We start from the raw sequence: 16,935 nt of genomic DNA, 5'->3' as shown, positions 1-16,935 counted from the left end.
AACCGGTTGCCGTGACGCCAGCCGCTCCGGTGCCGGACGAACCGGAACCCGTGCCGGAGCAAGTGCCGGAGCAAGGCCCGGAACCGACCGGACCATTACGCTATCGTACCCGTCACACGACGCGCTACGAGTACGGAGAGGGTGTGTCCGTCTCCCAGCACATCGTCCATCTGCTCCCGCGCGACAACCCCCGTCAGGTCTGCACCAGTGCCGTGCTGTCGGTCTCGCCCGAGCCGTCGATCCGCAACGAGTGGCAGGATTATTTCGGTAATCCGGAAGCCTACTTCGCGGTTCAGGAACCCCACCGGACGCTGGTCATCGAGTCACGCATCGAGCTTGAAGTGAAGCCGCCGGCTCCGCTCGATCCGACGGAAACGCCTTCATGGGAGACCGTATGCAAGCTGGCCGCCGATCCGGAGACGCCGGACGCGATCGACGCCAGCCAGTTCCTGTTCGACAGCGTGATGGTCCGCGCATCGCCGGCATTGGCAGAATACGCGGCTCCCTCCTTCAAGGAAGGAAGGCCGGCGGCGGACGCGGCGCTGGACCTGATGCGCCGCATCTTTACCGACTTCACCTTCGACTCGACCGCGACGACGGTGGCGACCCCGCTGACCGAGGTGCTGGCCCATCGGCGCGGCGTCTGTCAGGATTTCGCCCATCTTGGGGTCGGCTGCCTGCGTTCCGTAGGATTGCCCGCACGCTATGTCAGCGGTTACCTCCGTACGCATCCGCCTCCGGGACGGCCCAGGCTGGTGGGCGCTGATATGTCGCATGCCTGGTTTTCCGTCTGGTGCGGCGACGAGGCCGGGTGGATCGACCTCGATCCGACCAACGACAAGCCCGTTGATGCCGACTACATAACGCTGGCCTGGGGCCGTGATTACGATGATGTGAGCCCGGTCCGAGGGATAATTCTCGGCGGCTGGGGGCATACGCTGAACGTCCAGGTCGATGTTGAACCTATAGATGATTGAGCTATCCAACTAAACCCTTCGAATAATGATACCCCTACCAAAGTAGGATTATTTTTATTATAATCTCCCGTGAATTTTAAAAGCCTTGCGGGAGAAGGCGTGAAGGACAGGATCTCAAAAATTGCGATGGGGCTGGCCGACAGAACGTTGGCGAATATCGACGGTGACTTGTCGCTCAGCCAGGTCCACGACCTTATCCAGCCGTTCCAGCACTCGTCGCTGATCCAGCGTCGTCGCGCCGCGCTGATCGTTTCGCGTGCGCGACTGGTCGCTGGTGTCTTCTCGATCCTGACGCCGCTCTGGATCGTCATCGACATGTATCTGTTCACGTGGCCGCAATGGGGATATCTCGCGGCCCTCCGGATCGTGGCCAGCGCCGCCTTCGGAGCCTTGGCGGTCTGGTATCGAGGCGGGGAAGGCATCTGGCATGCGTGGAAGGCGCTGGGATGGCTGCTCGCCGTCCCGGTGATGTTCTTTGTCGCATCGCATCCCATGGTCAACCAGTTCGACCCTGACAGCCCGGCCGCCGCGATCGCGGCGGGCTACGCTTTCCTCCCCTTCGTCATGTGCGCCGGCCTCAGCGTCTTCCCCATCACGGCGCTGGAAGGGGTGCTCTTCGCATCGCCGCTGGTTCTGGCCCATCTCCTGGCCGGAGTTTACGGGTCGGCCATTTTCCCGTTCAATTCCTACCTGGGGGCGATGTGGCTGCTCCTCCTGCTGTCGTCGGTCGCCACGCTTGCGGCCATGAGCCAGCTCCACTTCCTGATGGCTTTGGTTAACCAGTCGTCGCATGACAAGCTGACCGGCACCTATGCCCGCCGGATCGGCGAGGAGATGCTGAACCTCCAGTTCGGCAACGCCCGCCGCAACAAGCGCCCGCTCTCCCTGGTTTTCGTCGATCTGGACGACTTCAAGAAGGTCAACGACCGCTTCGGCCACGACGAAGGCGACCGCGTCCTCCGCAATGCCGCCCAGTCCCTGCTGAGCGGGCTGCGCCAGGGCGATCTGGTGATCCGCTGGGGCGGAGAGGAGTTCCTGGTCGTGATGCCGGATACTGACACCCCCGGAGCGCTGACGGCCATCCGCCGTCTTCGCTCCGAAGGGCTGGGAGTCCGGCCGGACGGCAATCCGCAGACGGCCAGCATCGGTATCGCCGAATGCATCGCCGAAGCGCCGGAAAGCTCCACCCAGCTTGTCGAGATCGCCGACCACCGGATGTATACCGCCAAGCAGTCCGGCAAGGACTGCATCTGTGCCGGCGAGGAAGCGATGCCGGAGATCCTCGAAGCGAGAGAGCTCGAGACGGCCTGAGAAGCAGCAGTCAGTGCCCCAGCGACTGCTGCCGGACGGCGACACCTGACGTTTTCTCCTCCGGATGGGCGAACTGCTTGATCATCAACGCAGCCGCCGCAATCAGGCCCGGTATGGCCAGGATCGTGAAGATCTCGCTGAAGGTCATTTGCCGGCGGGAAAGCTCGGCCACCAGGAACGACCCGGCAATGCCGCCGAAGCGCCCCAGGCCCAGCATCCAGGCGACCCCCGTCGCTCGCCCATTGGTCGGATAGAAACCGGCGGCGAGGGCCGGCAGCGACGACTGCGCGGTGTTCATCAGGGTGCCGCCGACGAACACGACCACCACCAGCAAGCCAAGGTTGCCTGCCACCTGACCGATGGCATAGATGGCGAATGCCGTCAGCACGAAGCCGGTGGCGATGATCTTGTTGGCGTTGAAGCGGTCCATCAGCCAGCCGAACAGGATGGCACCGACACCGCCCAGAGGAAACAGGGCCGAGATCAGCGCCGCGTTGTGCTGCTCCAATCCTGCATCCCGGAACAGGATCGGCATCCAATTGATCAGCGCATAGAAGATCACCAGCCCCATGAAGTAGGTGATCCACAGCATCACCGAACCGACCGCATAAGACCTTGAGAGCACGACGCCGATGCCGCTCTTGCCCACCGGCTGCGCCATCGTCGCCTTTTCGCTCATGACGAAGGAAGTCGCGTTAGCGGCAGATGCCGAGATGCGGCGGAGCACGGCGCGGATGCGCTCAACCGGCGCGTTCTTGGCGACCATATAGCGGACCGATTCCGGGAGTAGAACGATCAGCAGAACCGTCAGGATCAGCGGAGCGACGCCACCCAGTATCAGCACGCTGCGCCAGCCCCAAATCGGGATCATCCAGGCCGCCAGGAAGCCGCCGAACGCGGCGCCTAGCGGAAAGCCGCAGAACATCGCGTTGGTCAGCATCGCGCGCTTGCCGTCGGGACAATACTCGCTCATCAGGGTGACGGCGTTGGGCATCGCGGCGCCCAATCCCAGTCCGGTGACGAAACGCCAGATGACGAGATGGTCCAGCTCAGCCGAGAAGGCGGAGGACAAACACGCGGCTCCCATCACAAAGACGGAGCCGACCAGCACCGTCTTGCGACCGAAGCGGTCGGCCATAGGACCGGAGGACAAGGCGCCGAATGCCAGGCCGAACAGGGCGGCGCTCAGCACGGGCGCCAGCGCCGGGCGCTGCACGCCCCATTCCGTTATCAGCGAGGGCGCTATATAGCCGATAGCCGCCGTGTCGAAGCCGTCGAGCAGGACGATGAAGAAACACAGGGCGAAGGTCAGCCACTGGTAAGGCGAAAACGGATTGTCGTTGAGAAAGTCTTGAACGTCGACACTGCGTTCCGGCGGCATCGGTTTCCCCCATTTATATTGTCGTTGTTTCTCATAACCGCCGTCGGCTCACCCGATCGGCATGCCCACGTAGTTCTCGGCAAGCATCGTGGCCGCCGCCCGCGAGTTCACGACGTTGTTCAACTCCGATACCTGAAGCCGGTTCTGGAATGCATCCTGGTCGGGGAAGCGGTGCAGCATGGACGTCATCCACCAGGAGAAATGCTCCGCCCGCCATACCCGCTTCAGCGCGATGTGCGAGTAGGCGTCGAGCCGGTCGCGGCTGCCCGATTTGTAGAAGCCGGCAATCCCCCGGCTCAGCACGACAACGTCGCCGACGGCGAGGTTCAGCCCCTTTGCACCGGTCGGCGGCACGACATGGGCGGCGTCGCCAGCGAGGAACAGCCTGCCGTACTGCATCGGCTCGAACACGAAGCTGCGCATGCCGATGATGCCCTTCTGGAAGATGCGCCCCTCGTTGAGCTGCGATCCTTCCGCCGTGTCGAGCCGAGCGTGAAGCTCCGCCCAGATGCGGTCGTCGGACCAGTTATCGACGCTATCCTTGGGATCGCACTGGAAGTAGAGCCGCTGGACATCGGCGGAGCGGGTGCTGACCAGGGAGAAGCCGCGCTCGTGGTGGGCGTAGATCAGTTCTTCCGAGGACGGCGGCGCTTCGACCAGGATGCCGAACCAGCCAAACGGGTAGATGCGGGAATACTGGCTTCTCTTGTCTTCAGGGATGTTCGAGCGGCACATGCTCTGCGAACCGTCGCAGCCGGCGACGAAGTCGCAGGCAATCTCACGCTGCTCGCCGTCCTGGATGAACCGGATCTTCGGGCTGTCACCGTCGATGCCGTGCAGACTGACGTCGCTGACGCCGAACAGGATCTCTCCGCCGGTCTCCAACCTTGCCTTGACCAGATCCTTGATGACTTCGTGCTGGGCGTAGACGGTGATCGCCTTGCCTCCCGTCAGGTCGCTGAGGTCGATGCGGTGCCCCTGCCCATCGAAACGCAGTTCGACACCGGTATGGACGAAGCCTTCCCGCTTCATCCGCTCGCCTACACCGATCTCGGTCAAGAGGTCGACAGTCCCCTGCTCAAGAACACCGGCGCGGATCGTGGACTCGATCTGTTCGCGGGTCCGTGTTTCCAGAACGACGGAAGAGATGCCTTCGAGATGCAGAAGATGAGACAGCAAGAGACCTGCCGGTCCCGCTCCGACGATGCCGACCTGGGTGTGCATCAGCCTTTCCTCCACGATGTTTTTGCTTACAACAGGGCGGCTGCGCATTGCGTCAGCGGCTACCCCGGAAAATTGACGTCAGGATAGCGGCTTAAGACGAACCGTGAATGGACAGATCCGTCTAGTCCTGGCATTTTTCGAACATTGGTAAATGTTCGCTATGCGAACAATCAGGGCTGAGCGGAAGCGGGACTGGATGACCGGCGAGATACCGACATATGAACTGTATGGCGAAGACAGCGCGGCGCCCGAGCTCGACATCTTGCACTGCGAAACCATTGCCGCCCGCAGCACCCTTCACGCTGGCCTGATAAGCCCGCACCGGCATGCCAACCTGTTCCAGCTCTTCTTTCTTAGATGCGGCACGGTGCGGATGACGCTGGACGGCAACGATCTGGAGCCGCCGACGCCGTGCTTACTGGCGATCCCGTCCATCACGGTCCACGGCTTCGCCTTTACCGGCGTTGATGGCTGGGTGCTGACGATGCCCGACGTCCTGATCGAGCGGCTGACGGCTCATGCGCCCGACCTGACACTTCACCTGGACAAGCCCCATGTCGTGGATGCCGTAGATCAGGACGTCGAAGCGCTGTTCAGCCGTATCGCAGACGAGTTCAGCGATATCAGGCCGGGACGGCTGCTGTCGATCCAGGCCTGTCTTGAATTGTTGCTGGTTTGGCTGGCGCGGCGCCTGCTGATCGAGCGTCAAGGCGGCGTCTCCTTGCAAAGCAAGGCGGAGACGCATGTCCGGCGTTTCAGGCAATTGGTGGAGACGGGGTTTCGGGAGCAGCGCCCGCTCGACCGTTATGCGCGGGAGCTTGGCATGACGACGACCCAGCTCAACCGGGTCTGCCGGACCGTTTTGGGCAAGTCGGCGCTGACGGTGATCCACGACCGCTTGGCTTTGGAAGCGAGGCGCGCCCTGGTCTACACGTCCATGTCGGTGGCCGAGGTCGGGTATGCCCTGGGCTTCTCCGATCCCTCGTACTTCACCCGGTTCTTCGTCCGGGCGGCAAAGACCGCGCCGTCCGAATTTCGCCGCAGCCAGCGCGAGCGGCTGCGGCGAAATTCGTAAGGTGCCGGCAGAACGCCGTTACGCAGACTGCCTTTACTGTGCGGCGGCCTGCTGAACGATGCGGTTCTGCTCTCGCGTCTTCAGGAACTGCACCTTGGGGAAGTCTTCCTGGGTGCGGTTCATGTGCCACGTGTTGCGCGACAGGAAGACCAGCGCGCCGTCGTGGTCCTCGGCAAGGTTGGCCCGGTTGCTGTCGACGAACCGCTTCATCTCCAGCGGGTCGTCACACTCGATCCAGCGCGCCGCATCGACGGACGCCGTTTCGAACCGGGCGGCAATGCCGTATTCGGCCTCGATCCGCGCCGCCAGCACTTCGAACTGAAGCTGGCCGACGACACCGACCAGCCAGTCGGAACCGAGCATCGGCTTGAAGACCTGACTGGCCCCCTCCTCCGCGAAATGCTCCAGCGCCTTCCGCAGATGCTTGACCTTCATGGGATCATCCAGCCGCACGCGCTGCAACAATTCGGGCGCGAAGCTCGGCACGCCGGTGAACCGCAGGTCCTCGCCCTCGGTCAGCGTGTCGCCGATCCGCAGGCTGCCGTGGTTCGGAATGCCGATGATGTCGCCCGGCCACGCGTCTTCCGCCAATTCGCGGTCGCGCGCCAGGAACAGCACTGCATTGTTGACGGCAAGCTGCTTGCCCGACCGCATATGCTTCAGCTTGACGCCGCGCCGGAAATGACCCGAGCACAGGCGGAAGAACGCGATGCGGTCGCGGTGGTTCGGGTCCATGTTGGCCTGGACCTTGAACACGAAGCCGGTGACCTTGGCCTCGTCCGGCTCGACCAGCCGGCCATCGGCCGGCTGCGGACGCGGGGGAGGAGCCAGCTCACCAAGACCGCGCAGCAGTTCCTGCACGCCGAAATTGTTGATGGCGCTGCCGAAGAAGACCGGAGTCAGGTGACCGGCTCGGTAGGATTCAAGATCGAACTCCGGACACAGCCCGCGCGCCATCTCTACCTCCTCGCGGAGGGTCGCGACGGCATGGGCGGGCAGAAGCTCGTCCAGCCGGGGATCATCCAGGCCTTCGCACTTGATGCCTTCGCTCGCCACGTCGCCTTGGGTCTTGTCCATCAGGACAAGCTGGTCCTTGAGCAGATCGTAGCAGCCGAGGAAGCCACGACCGGAGCCGATCGGCCAGCTTGCCGGCGTCACGTCGATGGCAAGCGTGTCCTCAATCTCGCTGATCAACTCGAACGGATCGCGGGCTTCGCGGTCCATCTTGTTGACGAACGTGATGATCGGCACGTCGCGCAGACGGCAGACCTCGAACAGCTTCCGCGTCTGGCTCTCGATACCCTTGGCGGCATCGATCACCATGACGGCGCTGTCGACGGCTGTCAGCGTGCGATAGGTGTCTTCGGAAAAGTCTTCGTGGCCTGGAGTGTCCACAAGGTTGAAGGTCCGGTCGGCATAGTCGAAGTTCATCACAGACGCGGTCACCGAGATGCCGCGTTCGCGTTCGACCTTCATCCAGTCCGACCGGGCGCGCCGCTGCTCGCCACGCGCCTTCACAGCACCCGCGAGCTGGATGGCACCACCGAACAGAAGCAGCTTTTCGGTCAGTGTCGTCTTCCCGGCGTCCGGGTGCGCGATAATCGCGAAGGTCCGGCGCCGGGAGACGGCTTCTTGCAGATCACTCATGCGATCCTCCGCCTGTCGTCTCCCAACTTAAACCTTCAGGCCTTAGCTGGCCGAGGAATAACCCCGGCGGCCGCCGCCCGTCGAACGGTCACGATCACGGTCCCGACGGGCCGGATTGAAACCACCGCGCTCGCCGTGCGGACGGTCGCCGCCGCCGCGATGCTCGGCAGGACGGCCGTCGGCATGACGATGCTCGGTGTGGGGCCGGTCACCGCTGCGCTCGGCATCCGGACGACGGGGACCGCCGCCAAAGCCGCCGGGACGGCCACCGGGAGCACCCTGCCCGCCACCACGGTACGGACGCTTGGCATAACCGCCGGGAGCGGAGGCGCCGCGCGGACGCTCGGACGGCTCGAGGCCGGCGATGGTGTGGTTGGTCAGCGCCTTGCCGATGTAGTTCTCGATCGCCTTGACCTGCTTCCAGTCGTTCCGGGTAAAGAACGAGTAGGCGGTGCCGGTTGCGCCGGCCCGGCCGGTGCGGCCGATACGGTGCAGGTAATCTTCCGCGATCTTCGGCAGGTCGAAGTTGATGACCTGGGTGATGTCGGAGATGTCGATGCCGCGCGCTGCCACGTCGGTGGCGATCAGCAGCCGGATACGGCCGCGACGCAGGTCATCGATCGTACGGTTACGCTGGTGCTGCTTCATGTCGCCATGAAGAGCGCCGGCGGCATGGCCCTTGGCGCACAGCTCCTCGGCCAGACGGTCGGCATCGCGCTTGGTGGCGGCGAAAACGATGGTCTTGCCTTCGGCATCGGTCGAGACGAGGTGATCGAGCAGGCGATGCTTGTGGCCGAGATCGTCGGCGCGAAGCAGGCGCTGGTCGATGGTGTCCAGGCTGACCTGCTTGCCGGCGATGTCGATCCGCTCCGGGTTCTTCAGCAGACGGGCGGCAAGGCGCTCCATCGGGCCGTCGCAGGTGGCGGTGAACATCAGCGTCTGGCGGGTCGGCGGGCAGGCGGCGGCGATCTGCTCGACCGGCTCGATGAAGCCCATGTCCAGCATGCGGTCGGCTTCGTCCAGCACCAGCAGCTCGAGGCCGCTGAGGTTGACGCGGCCGCGCTCCAGGTGGTCGATCAGGCGGCCCGGCGTGGCGACGATCAGGTCGACACGACGCTCCAGCATGCGAAGCTGTTCACGGTACGGCATGCCGCCCAGGATCACGCCGGTCTGGACGCGGTCGAACTTGGAATATTTGCGGACGGCGTCCAGGATCTGGGTCGCCAGTTCGCGGGTAGGGGACAGGATAAGGACGCGCGGCCCGAAATTGCCGGGTGTGCGCGGGGTCTTCAGTTTTTGCAGAGCCGGCAGCACGAAGGCCGCGGTCTTGCCAGTTCCGGTATTGGCCGACGCAACCAGATCCCGACCAGCCAGCGCCAGGGGAATAGCTTTTTCCTGGATCGGAGTCGGCTCATTGTAGCCAGAGGCTTCAACGGCCTGGAGAAGGGTCGGGTGCAGGTCGAGTTCAGCGAAAGTCATGGTCAAAAAGGTCATCCTCGGTACGTGTTTCCCTAAAGCGGGGCACGCGGCCGCCACTTTGGGACAAGACAAAGGCAACGCTCTCACCGGAAGGACCGATGATGAACGTCGCGCGTAACGAGCGGCTGCTTTCGGAAAATGAGCGAGCGGGTCAATCGGGCGAAAGTCGCGTCCGAAGGTCCGCAATACAATATCCGCAAGGCACGAGGGGCCGAAATGCGGATACGGCACCATGCCGACCGTCGGGGGCCCAAGCCACTCAACAAGGGCTTAAATAGCATCTCCGTCAGAAATTACCAGAGATGATTTCCAGTAAATCCGCGCCCGCGACAAGCTGGCATACCCCGAAGGCCAGTGCCGGCGGTATTACCACCAGAATAGACCCTGTCATGAACCCGCCAAGTTGCCCAAAGCTCGCGGTGGGATCGAGGTCGGCGAACCGACCGCCTTCGACGCCCAGAGAGCTCCCACGCTCAACGCATCCTGGATCGGCCTGCCGCCAAGCAGGCCATGGATCAGGCCCGCGATGAAAACATCCCCAGCACCCGTGCTGTCCACCACGTCGGCCGGCACGGCGGAAACGTTGACGACACCGGTTGGGCCGTAGGCGGTGGCTCCTCGGGCACCATCGGTCACGACCATCCACCGCAGCGCGTCACCGGCAAGGCCCTGGGCATAGGCCAGGGGATCGGCAAGTTCCCGCTCGCTCATATGCGCCGCCGAGTTGACAAGGACATGGGCAGGCCAGTCGCCGGTCCCTGGGGGCGGCGCGTGGGACACGACGAGGCAGCGGTCGAGACGTGCCCGCATCAGGCCGGCCACTGCCGTACCGTAAGTCTTTATATAGAGCGCATCGGCTGGCTCGTCCGCGTCGGGAAGAGGTGGAGCGTCGGAAGCCTGCGCCGTTCCCCGGATGATGGTGCGCTCTCCGTCCGGGTCGAGCAGCACCATGACAGGCGGCGACGGCTCGTCAAGCCGGCGCACGCGCGACGTGTCGGCGCCGAAGCCGGCGAGTTGCGAAAGCATGTCGTCACCCGTGGGGTCGCCGCCGACTTCGGCGAACAGGCTGACGTCGTGCCCGGCGAGACAGAGCGCCACCCCGGTATTGGCGCCGCCTCCCCCCAGGCGTCCCGGCTGGAATCGGCCTTTCAGCTGGGCGCCATTGCTGACGGGACCATCGAGCCTGACGACGATGTCGAAGTTGATACGGGCGACGATCTGAATTTTGACCATGACAAAGGACTCGAGAAAACTGTTCACGGGAGGGCTTGGCCGGGTGATGATCGGTGTTCCGGCCGGCGCCGGACGACTTCACTCGACTTTCGAAAGGTGGGTCACCAATTGGGAAGGATGGCGCAGTGTATTCCTGTACGCATTTCCAATCCACCGCCACTCTGGCGGCCCCTTCTGACCCATTGCCGGTCCATCATGAGGGACCTGGGCGCGCCGGCTGTCCTGATCGACGGTTGCTTGCGTGATACGCCCTTCGGGCCGAGGATCATCGCCACCCTGGACCTTCCGCCCCAGATGGGCAAGACGGCATTGTCCGGGCATCCAGCCTACCGGCTGGTGATGAGGGACGCGGCTGGAATGGTCGCGTTCTCCCGCATGGCTGCCCATGGCGCCAGCGGCATCGACCCGATCACCGCCAGTCGGGAGCAGGAGGAGGTGATGTGGCAGGTGATCGTGCTGCCGGCGGGAGTGGTGCTGATCGCGCGCACGGAACAGGCCGATTTCGGCCCGTTCCTGCTGGAGGAAAGCGATCCCGATGAGCGGCGGATCGATCTGGTCAACCTGCAACTGGACTTCGCAGTGGAGACGGGTGCCGATAACGTCCGGCACGCCTGACCGCAGGGCCGACTACATCAGCCCTTATACGCCACCCGCCAGACCGTATCGGCGGCGTCGTCCGCCACCAGGATCGAGCCATCCGGCAGTTCGGTGATGCCGCAAGGGCGGCCGTAGACTTCGCTTTTCGACTGCTCGGCGACGAAGCCGCTCAGGAAGTCCTCTGCCGGGCCGCTGGGCCGACCGCCGGCGAATGGGACGAACAGCACCTTATAGCCCGACAGGTCGGCGCGGTTCCAGGAGCCGTGCTGGCCGATGAAGGCGCCGCCCCGGTAGCGTTCCGGGAACTTGGCGCCGCGATAGAACATCAGGCCGAGCGACGCCGTGTGCGAGCCGACCGCCAGATCGGGAACGATCGATTTCTCGACCAGATCCGGCCGCTTGCCGGCAAGGCGCGGATCTTCGATCGAGCCGAAATAGGCATAGGGCCAGCCATAGAAGCCGCCGTCGCGGACGCTGGTGATGTAGTCGGGGACCAACTCGTCGCCCAGTTCGTCCCGCTCGTTGACCGCCGTCCACATGGCGCCGGTCTCCGGTTCCCAGTCGAGGCCGACGGGGTTTCGGAGGCCTGAGGCGAACAGACGTTCGCCGCTGCCGTCAGGGTTGATCTCCAGGATCGCGGCGCGGCGCTCCTCCTCCTCGATGCCGTATTCGGCGACATTGCTGGCCGAGCCGACAGTGACGTAGAGCTTCGTGCCATCGGGGCCGACGCGGATGTTGCGGGTCCAGTGGTTGTTATAGCCACCGGCCGGCAGGTCGAGGATCTTGCGGCCCTGGGCCTCGATCCGGGTCTGACCCTCGGCATAGGGGAAGGTGAAGACGCCGTCGGTGTTGGCGACGTAGAGGGTGTCGCCGAGCAGAGCCATGCCGAACGGCTGATTAAGGCCGATGAGAAAAGTTTCGCGGATTTCCGGCACGCCGTCGCCGTCGGCATCGCGCAGCAGGGTGATGCGGTTGGCGCTCTGGCCGAGTGCGCGCGACCGCATGTCGCCCTGAACGGCGGGAGAGTTGGGGTTGTGGGTCGGCTTGAGCTGGGTCCGTGCTTCGGAAACCAGGACGTCGCCGTTGGGCAGCACGTGGAACCAGCGCGGGTAGTCCAGACCCGTGGCATAGGCAGTCACTTCGAAACCGTCCGGCGCCGAAGGCTTCATGCCCCCCGGCCAGCCTACCACGGTCGAGAAGTTGAGCGCCGAGGGCGTTTCATAGGGCTTCGGCAGCGGAGGAACGGTCGGCTGAGGCGATGCGGTCGAGGTCATGGCGTGACTTCCGTCTTTCTCAGGTTCGTCCAGGGGCAGCGGAGAAGCCGAGCCGCCTGTCGGTCAGATAAGGGTTCGATGCGCGGATGACGGCGAACGCCGCCGGATCGATATCCGCAATCAACACTCCCGCGGCCGTTTCGGATGCACGGGCCAGATCGGAGCCGTCCGGAGCGGCGATGCCGGAAAGACCCGCATAGGTGAAGGCGTCGTCGCGGCCGGCATGGTTGGCATAGGCCACGAACACCTGGTTTTCGAAAGCGCGGACCGGGACGATCGACCGCGCGATGAAAGCGGCATGGTCGCAAACCGGCAGGGCGGTCGGCACCAGCACGAGGTCGGCGCCGCTGGTAGCCAAATGCCGCACCATTTCCGGGAACTCGACGTCGTAGCAGATCACCATGCCAGCCTTGAGACCGCCGATCCGGAAGACCGGCGGAGCGGTGTCGCCGGGGTGGAACAGCGACTTCTCGTAGTCACCGTATAGGTGCATCTTGCGATAGACGTGTCGTCCGCCGTCCGGCGTCACGGCGACCGCGCTGTTGTACACGACGCCGTCGGCGGCCTCGGCAAAGCCCGCGACGATGGCGATGCCGGTTTCAGCAACGATGGTTTGCAGGCGCTCGACGTGCTTGCCGTCGGCGGGTTCCGCCGTCGCTCGAATGGTCTCCCCTGCCCCGTAGCCGGTAAGCGCCAACTCGGGCGCCAGCAGGCACGCCGCTCCGGCGCCGACGGCTTCAACAGCCGCGGCCTGGATGGCACGAAGGTTCGCTTCGATATCGCCGCCAACCGCTTCCATCTGAAGCAGGGCAAGGCGGAAGGGTTTGTTTTCCGGGGTCAATCTTTCGAACTCCAGGCGCCGAGCAGCTTCGGCAGGTCGCCAAACCGGGCGATCAGACCGAAGATCAATGCCGCCACGGCGACGAACAGGATGCTGACCGCCGCCATGGTCGGCGTGTAGCCGTAGCGGAGCGAGTTGAAGATCTTGATCGGCAGCGTTTCCAGCGTGAAGCCGACAGCCATATAGGCGACGATGTACTCGTTGAGCGACAGCACGAACGCGAAGGCGAAGCCGGAGATCAGGTAGGGCCGGATCAATGGCAGGACGATGGTGCGGAGGATCGTCCTGTCGTCGGCTCCCATGGTCGATGCCGCTTCGACCAGCGAGCGGTCGATCGACGCGAAACCCAGCGACAATGTCACCAGCGGCAGGGTGACGAAGAAGATGCCGTGCGCAACCACGACGGTCCACGGCTGCCCGTAAGCTCCCACCGTGGTCCAGAACGCCAGGAACCCCAGTGCGGTGATGACGGGAGGCAGCACGAACGGCGCTGTTCCGAGCATCTGGAACACTCGCGCCCAGGGCGCGTGCCGCCGCCACAGGAACCACGACAGCGGGAAGGCGATGCAGACCGCCAAGGCCGCGGCCAGCGTCGCCACCACCACCGATGCCGTCAAGGAACCGCGCCATGCGGCATCGGTAAAGACCGAGCCGTACCAGCGCATCGAAAATCCGACCGGCGGAAACACCAGCGTCCGTTGGGCATTGACGGAGACACCCGCGATGACGATCAGGGGAGCCGCCATGAACAGAGCCACCAGCCCGAACAGAACGCGGCGGAACAGGGTACCGGTCATGTCGCGGCGTCCTTTCGTCCGACCAGAAGCGCCAACCCGACCAGCGACAGCGTTACCAGGACCAGGAACACCGCCATGGCCGCCGCGAACGGCATGTTCGACTGATAAACCGCCTGATCCGTGATCAGCACGGACAGTGTCCAGTGCTGCGGGCGGCCGAGCAGTTGCGGCAGCAGATACGATCCCAGCGCGAAGACGAAGACCATGATGAAGGTCGCGACGATGGTGTTGCGTAGCGCCGGGACCACGACGGTCAGGAACGCCTTCAGCGGATGTGAGCCCAGTGTCCGCGCCGCCTCCATCAAGGTCGGGTCCAGTCGCGCCATCGCCGGGTACAGCACCAGCACGGTATAGGGGAAAGCCTGATAGACCATGCCGGTCAGGACGGCGCCGAAGTTGGGCGTCAGCGCAACCGGCTTGTCCATCATGCCGAGCCAGACCAGCAGGTTGGAAATGCCGGCGGTGCGCGACAGCAGCGTGGACCACGCGAAGCCGATGATGACTTCGGACAGCGACAGCACCGACAGCAAGGCCACCAGCCAGCTCACTTGAACCCAGCGTTTGGCGCGCGCCAGTTCATAAGTGAAGGGGAACCCGACTATCACGCAGATCAAGGCGACGCAGGCCGCCAGCCCGAGCGAGAAGCTGAGGACGCCGCCGAAGAAGGTGGAGAGGAAGCGGGCGTAGCTCTCCAGCACGAAGTCGGGCGTGTAGAAACCGCCTTGCTGGCGGCGGAAGAAGCTGACCATGACCATGATGCCGAACGGCACCACGAAGAACACCGTCAGCATGACGGCCGGGAAGGCCAGCGGCGAGTAGTCGGCGATCCGCCGGGGCGGCTCCGGCCTCACGATGACAGGACCCGGCAGGCTTCGGGGTCGAGCCTCAACCCGACGGTGTCGCCCACCTGAAAAGCCGCGCGCTCGCGCGGCGAGGTCACCGCGACGATCTGGGTGCCGCCGGCATCCACGAAGGTTTCGATGCTGGCTCCCAGGTCGCGGATGAAGCTGATGCGCCCGGTCAGCGGCGCTTGGTCGGCGGGGACCAGATGGACGTCCTCCGGCCTGACCGACAGGGTGGCCTGATCGCGTCCCGCACCGAGCGCCACTCCCGGAATCGTCCCTCCCGGCGCCGACACCCCCTGCCCGTCCATGGCTTGCCGTACCGGCAGCAGGTTGGTCGAGCCGATGAAATCGGCGACGAAGCTGTTGACCGGCTTGCGGTAGATTTCGACCGGAGAGGCTGCCTGCTGAATGCGCCCGTTGCCCATGACGACGACCAGATCGGCCATGGTCATGGCCTCGCGCTGGTCATGGGTCACGACGATGGTGGTGATGCCCAGACGTTGCTGAAGCTTCCGCAACTCGACCTGCATGGCCTCCCGCAGCTTGGCGTCCAGGGCTGACAGCGGCTCGTCCAGCAGGAATAGCTTGGGCGACAGCGCCAGGGCGCGGGCGATGGCGACGCGCTGGCGTTGGCCGCCGGACAGTTTCGAAACCGGACGGCCGGCAAAGCCGCCGAGATCCACCAGCGCCAGCAACTCCTCCGCCCGCTTGACCTGATCGGCCTTGCCGACGCCTCGGATGCGGAGCGGATATGCCACGTTCTCGCCGACGTTGAGGTGCGGGAACAGGGCCAGCGACTGGAAGACCATGCCGAAGTCGCGCTGATGCGCTGGGAGCTTCGTGATGTCCTTGCCATCGATCAGGATGCGGCCAGAGGTCGGTTCCTCAAGGCCGGCGATCGTCCGCAGTAGTGTCGTCTTGCCGCAACCGGATGGTCCCAGCATGCAGACGAAGGTGCCGTTGGGGACGGACAGATCGACGTGATCGACCGCCGCGACGTTGTTGAAGCGTTTGGAAATGCCCTCAAGGACAAGGCCGGACATCGGGCCTCCAACTGGATCGGGAAATCGGTACGCCGCTCCCCGACGCCTGGGGATCGGGGAGCGGCGGCACGGACAGGTGTCAGCCGGCGACGATCAGTTCGGTCCACTTCTGGTTCAACCAGTCGGACTTGGTCTGATACAGGTCGTAGCGCGGGATGATCGGCGCGATGTCGGACGACACCGACGCGAACTCGTCGTCCGTCAGGTCGGTGACTGAGCGTGCGACCGTCGGCGCTGTGCCGACGTTGCGCGACAGGGTCGCCTGGATCTTCGGCTGCGACATGTAGTCGATGAAGACGTGGGCTTCCGCCGACTTGGTCGAAGCGCTGGAGATCGCCCAGCAGCCGCTGTCGAGGATGCCGCCTTCCTTGGGGAAGGTCGAGCGGACGGGGTTGCCGTCGGCGGCGGCGAGGCCAGTGACGTCGTGATAGTACTGGCCCATCGGGATCTCGCCCGACTTCAACGCCTGCTCGAACTGCGCCTCGTCCCTGTACCACAACCGGACATTGGGCTTCAGCTCGGCCAGCTTCTGCATGACTTCGAGGATGCCGTCCTCGGTGTCGAGCTTGTTGGCACCGCCGAAGAAGGTCTTGGCCGTGACTTCCAGCAGGAAGGAGTTAGACACCAGCGCCAGCAGGCCCAGCTTGTCCTTGTTGGCGGGGTCCCACAGGGCGGTCCAGGAGGTCGGTGCCTCCGGATAGACGTCGGTGTTGGTGACCAGCGTGATGTACCACGACACCGCACCGATGCCGGCGATCCGTCCGTCCGGGTACTTGTTGACGAACTGCGGCAGCAGGTTCTTGACGTTGGGGATCTTGGCCGGGTCGAGCGGTTGCCACAGGTCGATTGCCTGCCCCTTGAGCATGGCGACCTGGGACATCATCGACACGTCGGCCGGAGCCTGCTTCGCCTTGGCCGCCTGGGAAAGCTGAACCAGCCACGCCTCACCCGTAGGCTCGGAGATTGACTGGACTTCGATGCCGGTGGCGGCGGTGAAATCCGGGAAGATGTGCTGGTCGAAGGACTCCTGGAAGTATCCGCCGTAGACGCCGACCTTCAGCGACTTGTCCTGTGCCCTGACGATCGACGGCATCGAGAGCAGTGCTGTCCCGACGGCGGCACCTGCCAGAACCGTGCGCCGGGTGACTGCCGTCTTTCCAATACCGGTCTTGGCATTATCGGTCATCGTTTCACCTTCCTGTTCTGTCTTT

Annotated in this window: 15 protein-coding genes; 4 read left to right on the top strand and 11 right to left on the bottom strand. The window is 64.3% G+C overall.

Translation table 11 applies throughout. The features are described 5' to 3' along the window. Nucleotides 1-11: 11 nt before the first annotated feature. Nucleotides 12-977: a transglutaminase family protein gene (locus tag N826_RS04695; RefSeq protein ID WP_244619422.1), complete on the top strand. Its 966-nt coding sequence runs from the start codon at nt 12-14 to the stop codon at nt 975-977. 99 nt (nt 978-1,076) lie between these two features. Then, nucleotides 1,077-2,288 (top strand): diguanylate cyclase, encoded by a 1,212-nt coding sequence (locus N826_RS04690; RefSeq protein ID WP_244619423.1) that lies wholly within the window; start codon nt 1,077-1,079, stop codon nt 2,286-2,288. Nucleotides 2,289-2,298: 10 nt separating this feature from the next. Here the strand turns inward: N826_RS04690 and N826_RS04685 are convergent, their stop codons facing one another. Both N826_RS04685 and pobA read right to left on the bottom strand, forming a co-directional pair. Continuing rightward, nucleotides 2,299-3,669, bottom strand: a complete 1,371-nt coding sequence (locus N826_RS04685) for an MFS transporter (RefSeq protein WP_044426211.1) — start codon at nt 3,667-3,669, stop codon at nt 2,299-2,301. Between the two features lie 48 nt (nt 3,670-3,717). Beyond that, nucleotides 3,718-4,893, bottom strand: coding sequence for a 4-hydroxybenzoate 3-monooxygenase (pobA, locus tag N826_RS04680; protein WP_044426210.1), 1,176 nt, complete (start codon nt 4,891-4,893; stop codon nt 3,718-3,720). Nucleotides 4,894-5,089: 196 nt separating this feature from the next. Here pobA and N826_RS04675 point away from each other — a divergent pair, with 196 nt between their 5' ends. Beyond that, nucleotides 5,090-5,968 carry a helix-turn-helix domain-containing protein gene (locus tag N826_RS04675; RefSeq protein WP_044426209.1) on the top strand — a complete coding sequence of 293 codons (879 nt, stop codon included), beginning with the start codon at nt 5,090-5,092 and terminating at the stop codon, nt 5,966-5,968. Nucleotides 5,969-6,001: 33 nt separating this feature from the next. Here the strand turns inward: N826_RS04675 and N826_RS04670 are convergent, their stop codons facing one another. The 3 genes from N826_RS04670 to N826_RS04660 form a co-directional block, all read right to left on the bottom strand. Further along, nucleotides 6,002-7,615, bottom strand: a complete 1,614-nt coding sequence (locus N826_RS04670; protein WP_044426208.1) for a peptide chain release factor 3 — start codon at nt 7,613-7,615, stop codon at nt 6,002-6,004. A gap of 42 nt (nt 7,616-7,657) precedes the next feature. Next, nucleotides 7,658-9,094, bottom strand: a complete 1,437-nt coding sequence (locus tag N826_RS04665; RefSeq protein WP_084720506.1) for a DEAD/DEAH box helicase — start codon at nt 9,092-9,094, stop codon at nt 7,658-7,660. Between the two features lie 387 nt (nt 9,095-9,481). Further along, complete coding sequence (locus N826_RS04660) at nt 9,482-10,327, bottom strand: PfkB family carbohydrate kinase (protein WP_044426207.1); 846 nt, start codon at nt 10,325-10,327, stop codon at nt 9,482-9,484. Nucleotides 10,328-10,522: 195 nt separating this feature from the next. On the opposite strand from N826_RS04660, the gene N826_RS04655 reads away from it, so the two are divergent. After that, nucleotides 10,523-10,942 carry a hypothetical protein gene (locus N826_RS04655; protein WP_044426206.1) on the top strand — a complete coding sequence of 140 codons (420 nt, stop codon included), beginning with the start codon at nt 10,523-10,525 and terminating at the stop codon, nt 10,940-10,942. A gap of 17 nt (nt 10,943-10,959) precedes the next feature. Here N826_RS04655 and N826_RS04650 read toward each other — a convergent pair whose 3' ends face one another. The 6 genes from N826_RS04650 to N826_RS04625 form a co-directional block, all read right to left on the bottom strand. Further along, complete coding sequence (locus tag N826_RS04650) at nt 10,960-12,198, bottom strand: PQQ-dependent sugar dehydrogenase (RefSeq protein ID WP_084720476.1); 1,239 nt, start codon at nt 12,196-12,198, stop codon at nt 10,960-10,962. Between the two features lie 19 nt (nt 12,199-12,217). Then, nucleotides 12,218-13,039 carry a carbon-nitrogen hydrolase family protein gene (locus N826_RS04645; protein WP_211099206.1) on the bottom strand — a complete coding sequence of 274 codons (822 nt, stop codon included), beginning with the start codon at nt 13,037-13,039 and terminating at the stop codon, nt 12,218-12,220. Beyond that, nucleotides 13,036-13,836, bottom strand: a complete 801-nt coding sequence (locus tag N826_RS04640) for an ABC transporter permease (protein WP_044426204.1) — start codon at nt 13,834-13,836, stop codon at nt 13,036-13,038. The genes N826_RS04645 and N826_RS04640 overlap by 4 nt, the downstream gene beginning before the upstream one ends. After that, complete coding sequence (locus N826_RS04635; RefSeq protein WP_044426203.1) at nt 13,833-14,687, bottom strand: ABC transporter permease; 855 nt, start codon at nt 14,685-14,687, stop codon at nt 13,833-13,835. The genes N826_RS04640 and N826_RS04635 overlap by 4 nt, the downstream gene beginning before the upstream one ends. After that, on the bottom strand, nt 14,684-15,724 hold the full coding sequence (locus N826_RS04630) for an ABC transporter ATP-binding protein (RefSeq protein WP_044426202.1): 1,041 nt from the start codon (nt 15,722-15,724) through the stop codon (nt 14,684-14,686). Before N826_RS04630 ends, N826_RS04635 begins: the two co-directional genes overlap by 4 nt. Nucleotides 15,725-15,803: 79 nt before the next feature. After that, on the bottom strand, nt 15,804-16,910 hold the full coding sequence (locus N826_RS04625; RefSeq protein ID WP_044426201.1) for an ABC transporter substrate-binding protein: 1,107 nt from the start codon (nt 16,908-16,910) through the stop codon (nt 15,804-15,806). Nucleotides 16,911-16,935: the final 25 nt, after the last annotated feature.

Origin of the sequence: Skermanella aerolata KACC 11604, assembly GCF_000936425.1 — a bacterium.
Lineage (GTDB): Bacteria > Pseudomonadota > Alphaproteobacteria > Azospirillales > Azospirillaceae > Skermanella > Skermanella aerolata.
This window is presented reverse-complemented; position numbering and strand designations above follow the sequence as displayed.

Excerpts from the sequence above, each read along its gene's own strand:
- N826_RS04685 (WP_044426211.1), bottom strand. The coding sequence starts at position 3,669 with ATGCCGCCGGAACGCAGTGTCGACGTTCAAGACTTTCTCAACGACAAT.
- pobA (WP_044426210.1), bottom strand. The coding sequence starts at position 4,893 with ATGCACACCCAGGTCGGCATCGTCGGAGCGGGACCGGCAGGTCTCTTG.
- N826_RS04675 (WP_044426209.1), top strand. The coding sequence starts at position 5,090 with ATGACCGGCGAGATACCGACATATGAACTGTATGGCGAAGACAGCGCG.
- N826_RS04670 (WP_044426208.1), bottom strand. The coding sequence starts at position 7,615 with ATGAGTGATCTGCAAGAAGCCGTCTCCCGGCGCCGGACCTTCGCGATT.
- N826_RS04665 (WP_084720506.1), bottom strand. The coding sequence starts at position 9,094 with ATGACTTTCGCTGAACTCGACCTGCACCCGACCCTTCTCCAGGCCGTT.
- N826_RS04660 (WP_044426207.1), bottom strand. The coding sequence starts at position 10,327 with ATGGTCAAAATTCAGATCGTCGCCCGTATCAACTTCGACATCGTCGTC.
- N826_RS04655 (WP_044426206.1), top strand. The coding sequence starts at position 10,523 with ATGAGGGACCTGGGCGCGCCGGCTGTCCTGATCGACGGTTGCTTGCGT.
- N826_RS04650 (WP_084720476.1), bottom strand. The coding sequence starts at position 12,198 with ATGACCTCGACCGCATCGCCTCAGCCGACCGTTCCTCCGCTGCCGAAG.
- N826_RS04640 (WP_044426204.1), bottom strand. The coding sequence starts at position 13,836 with ATGACCGGTACCCTGTTCCGCCGCGTTCTGTTCGGGCTGGTGGCTCTG.
- N826_RS04630 (WP_044426202.1), bottom strand. The coding sequence starts at position 15,724 with ATGTCCGGCCTTGTCCTTGAGGGCATTTCCAAACGCTTCAACAACGTC.
- N826_RS04625 (WP_044426201.1), bottom strand. The coding sequence starts at position 16,910 with ATGACCGATAATGCCAAGACCGGTATTGGAAAGACGGCAGTCACCCGG.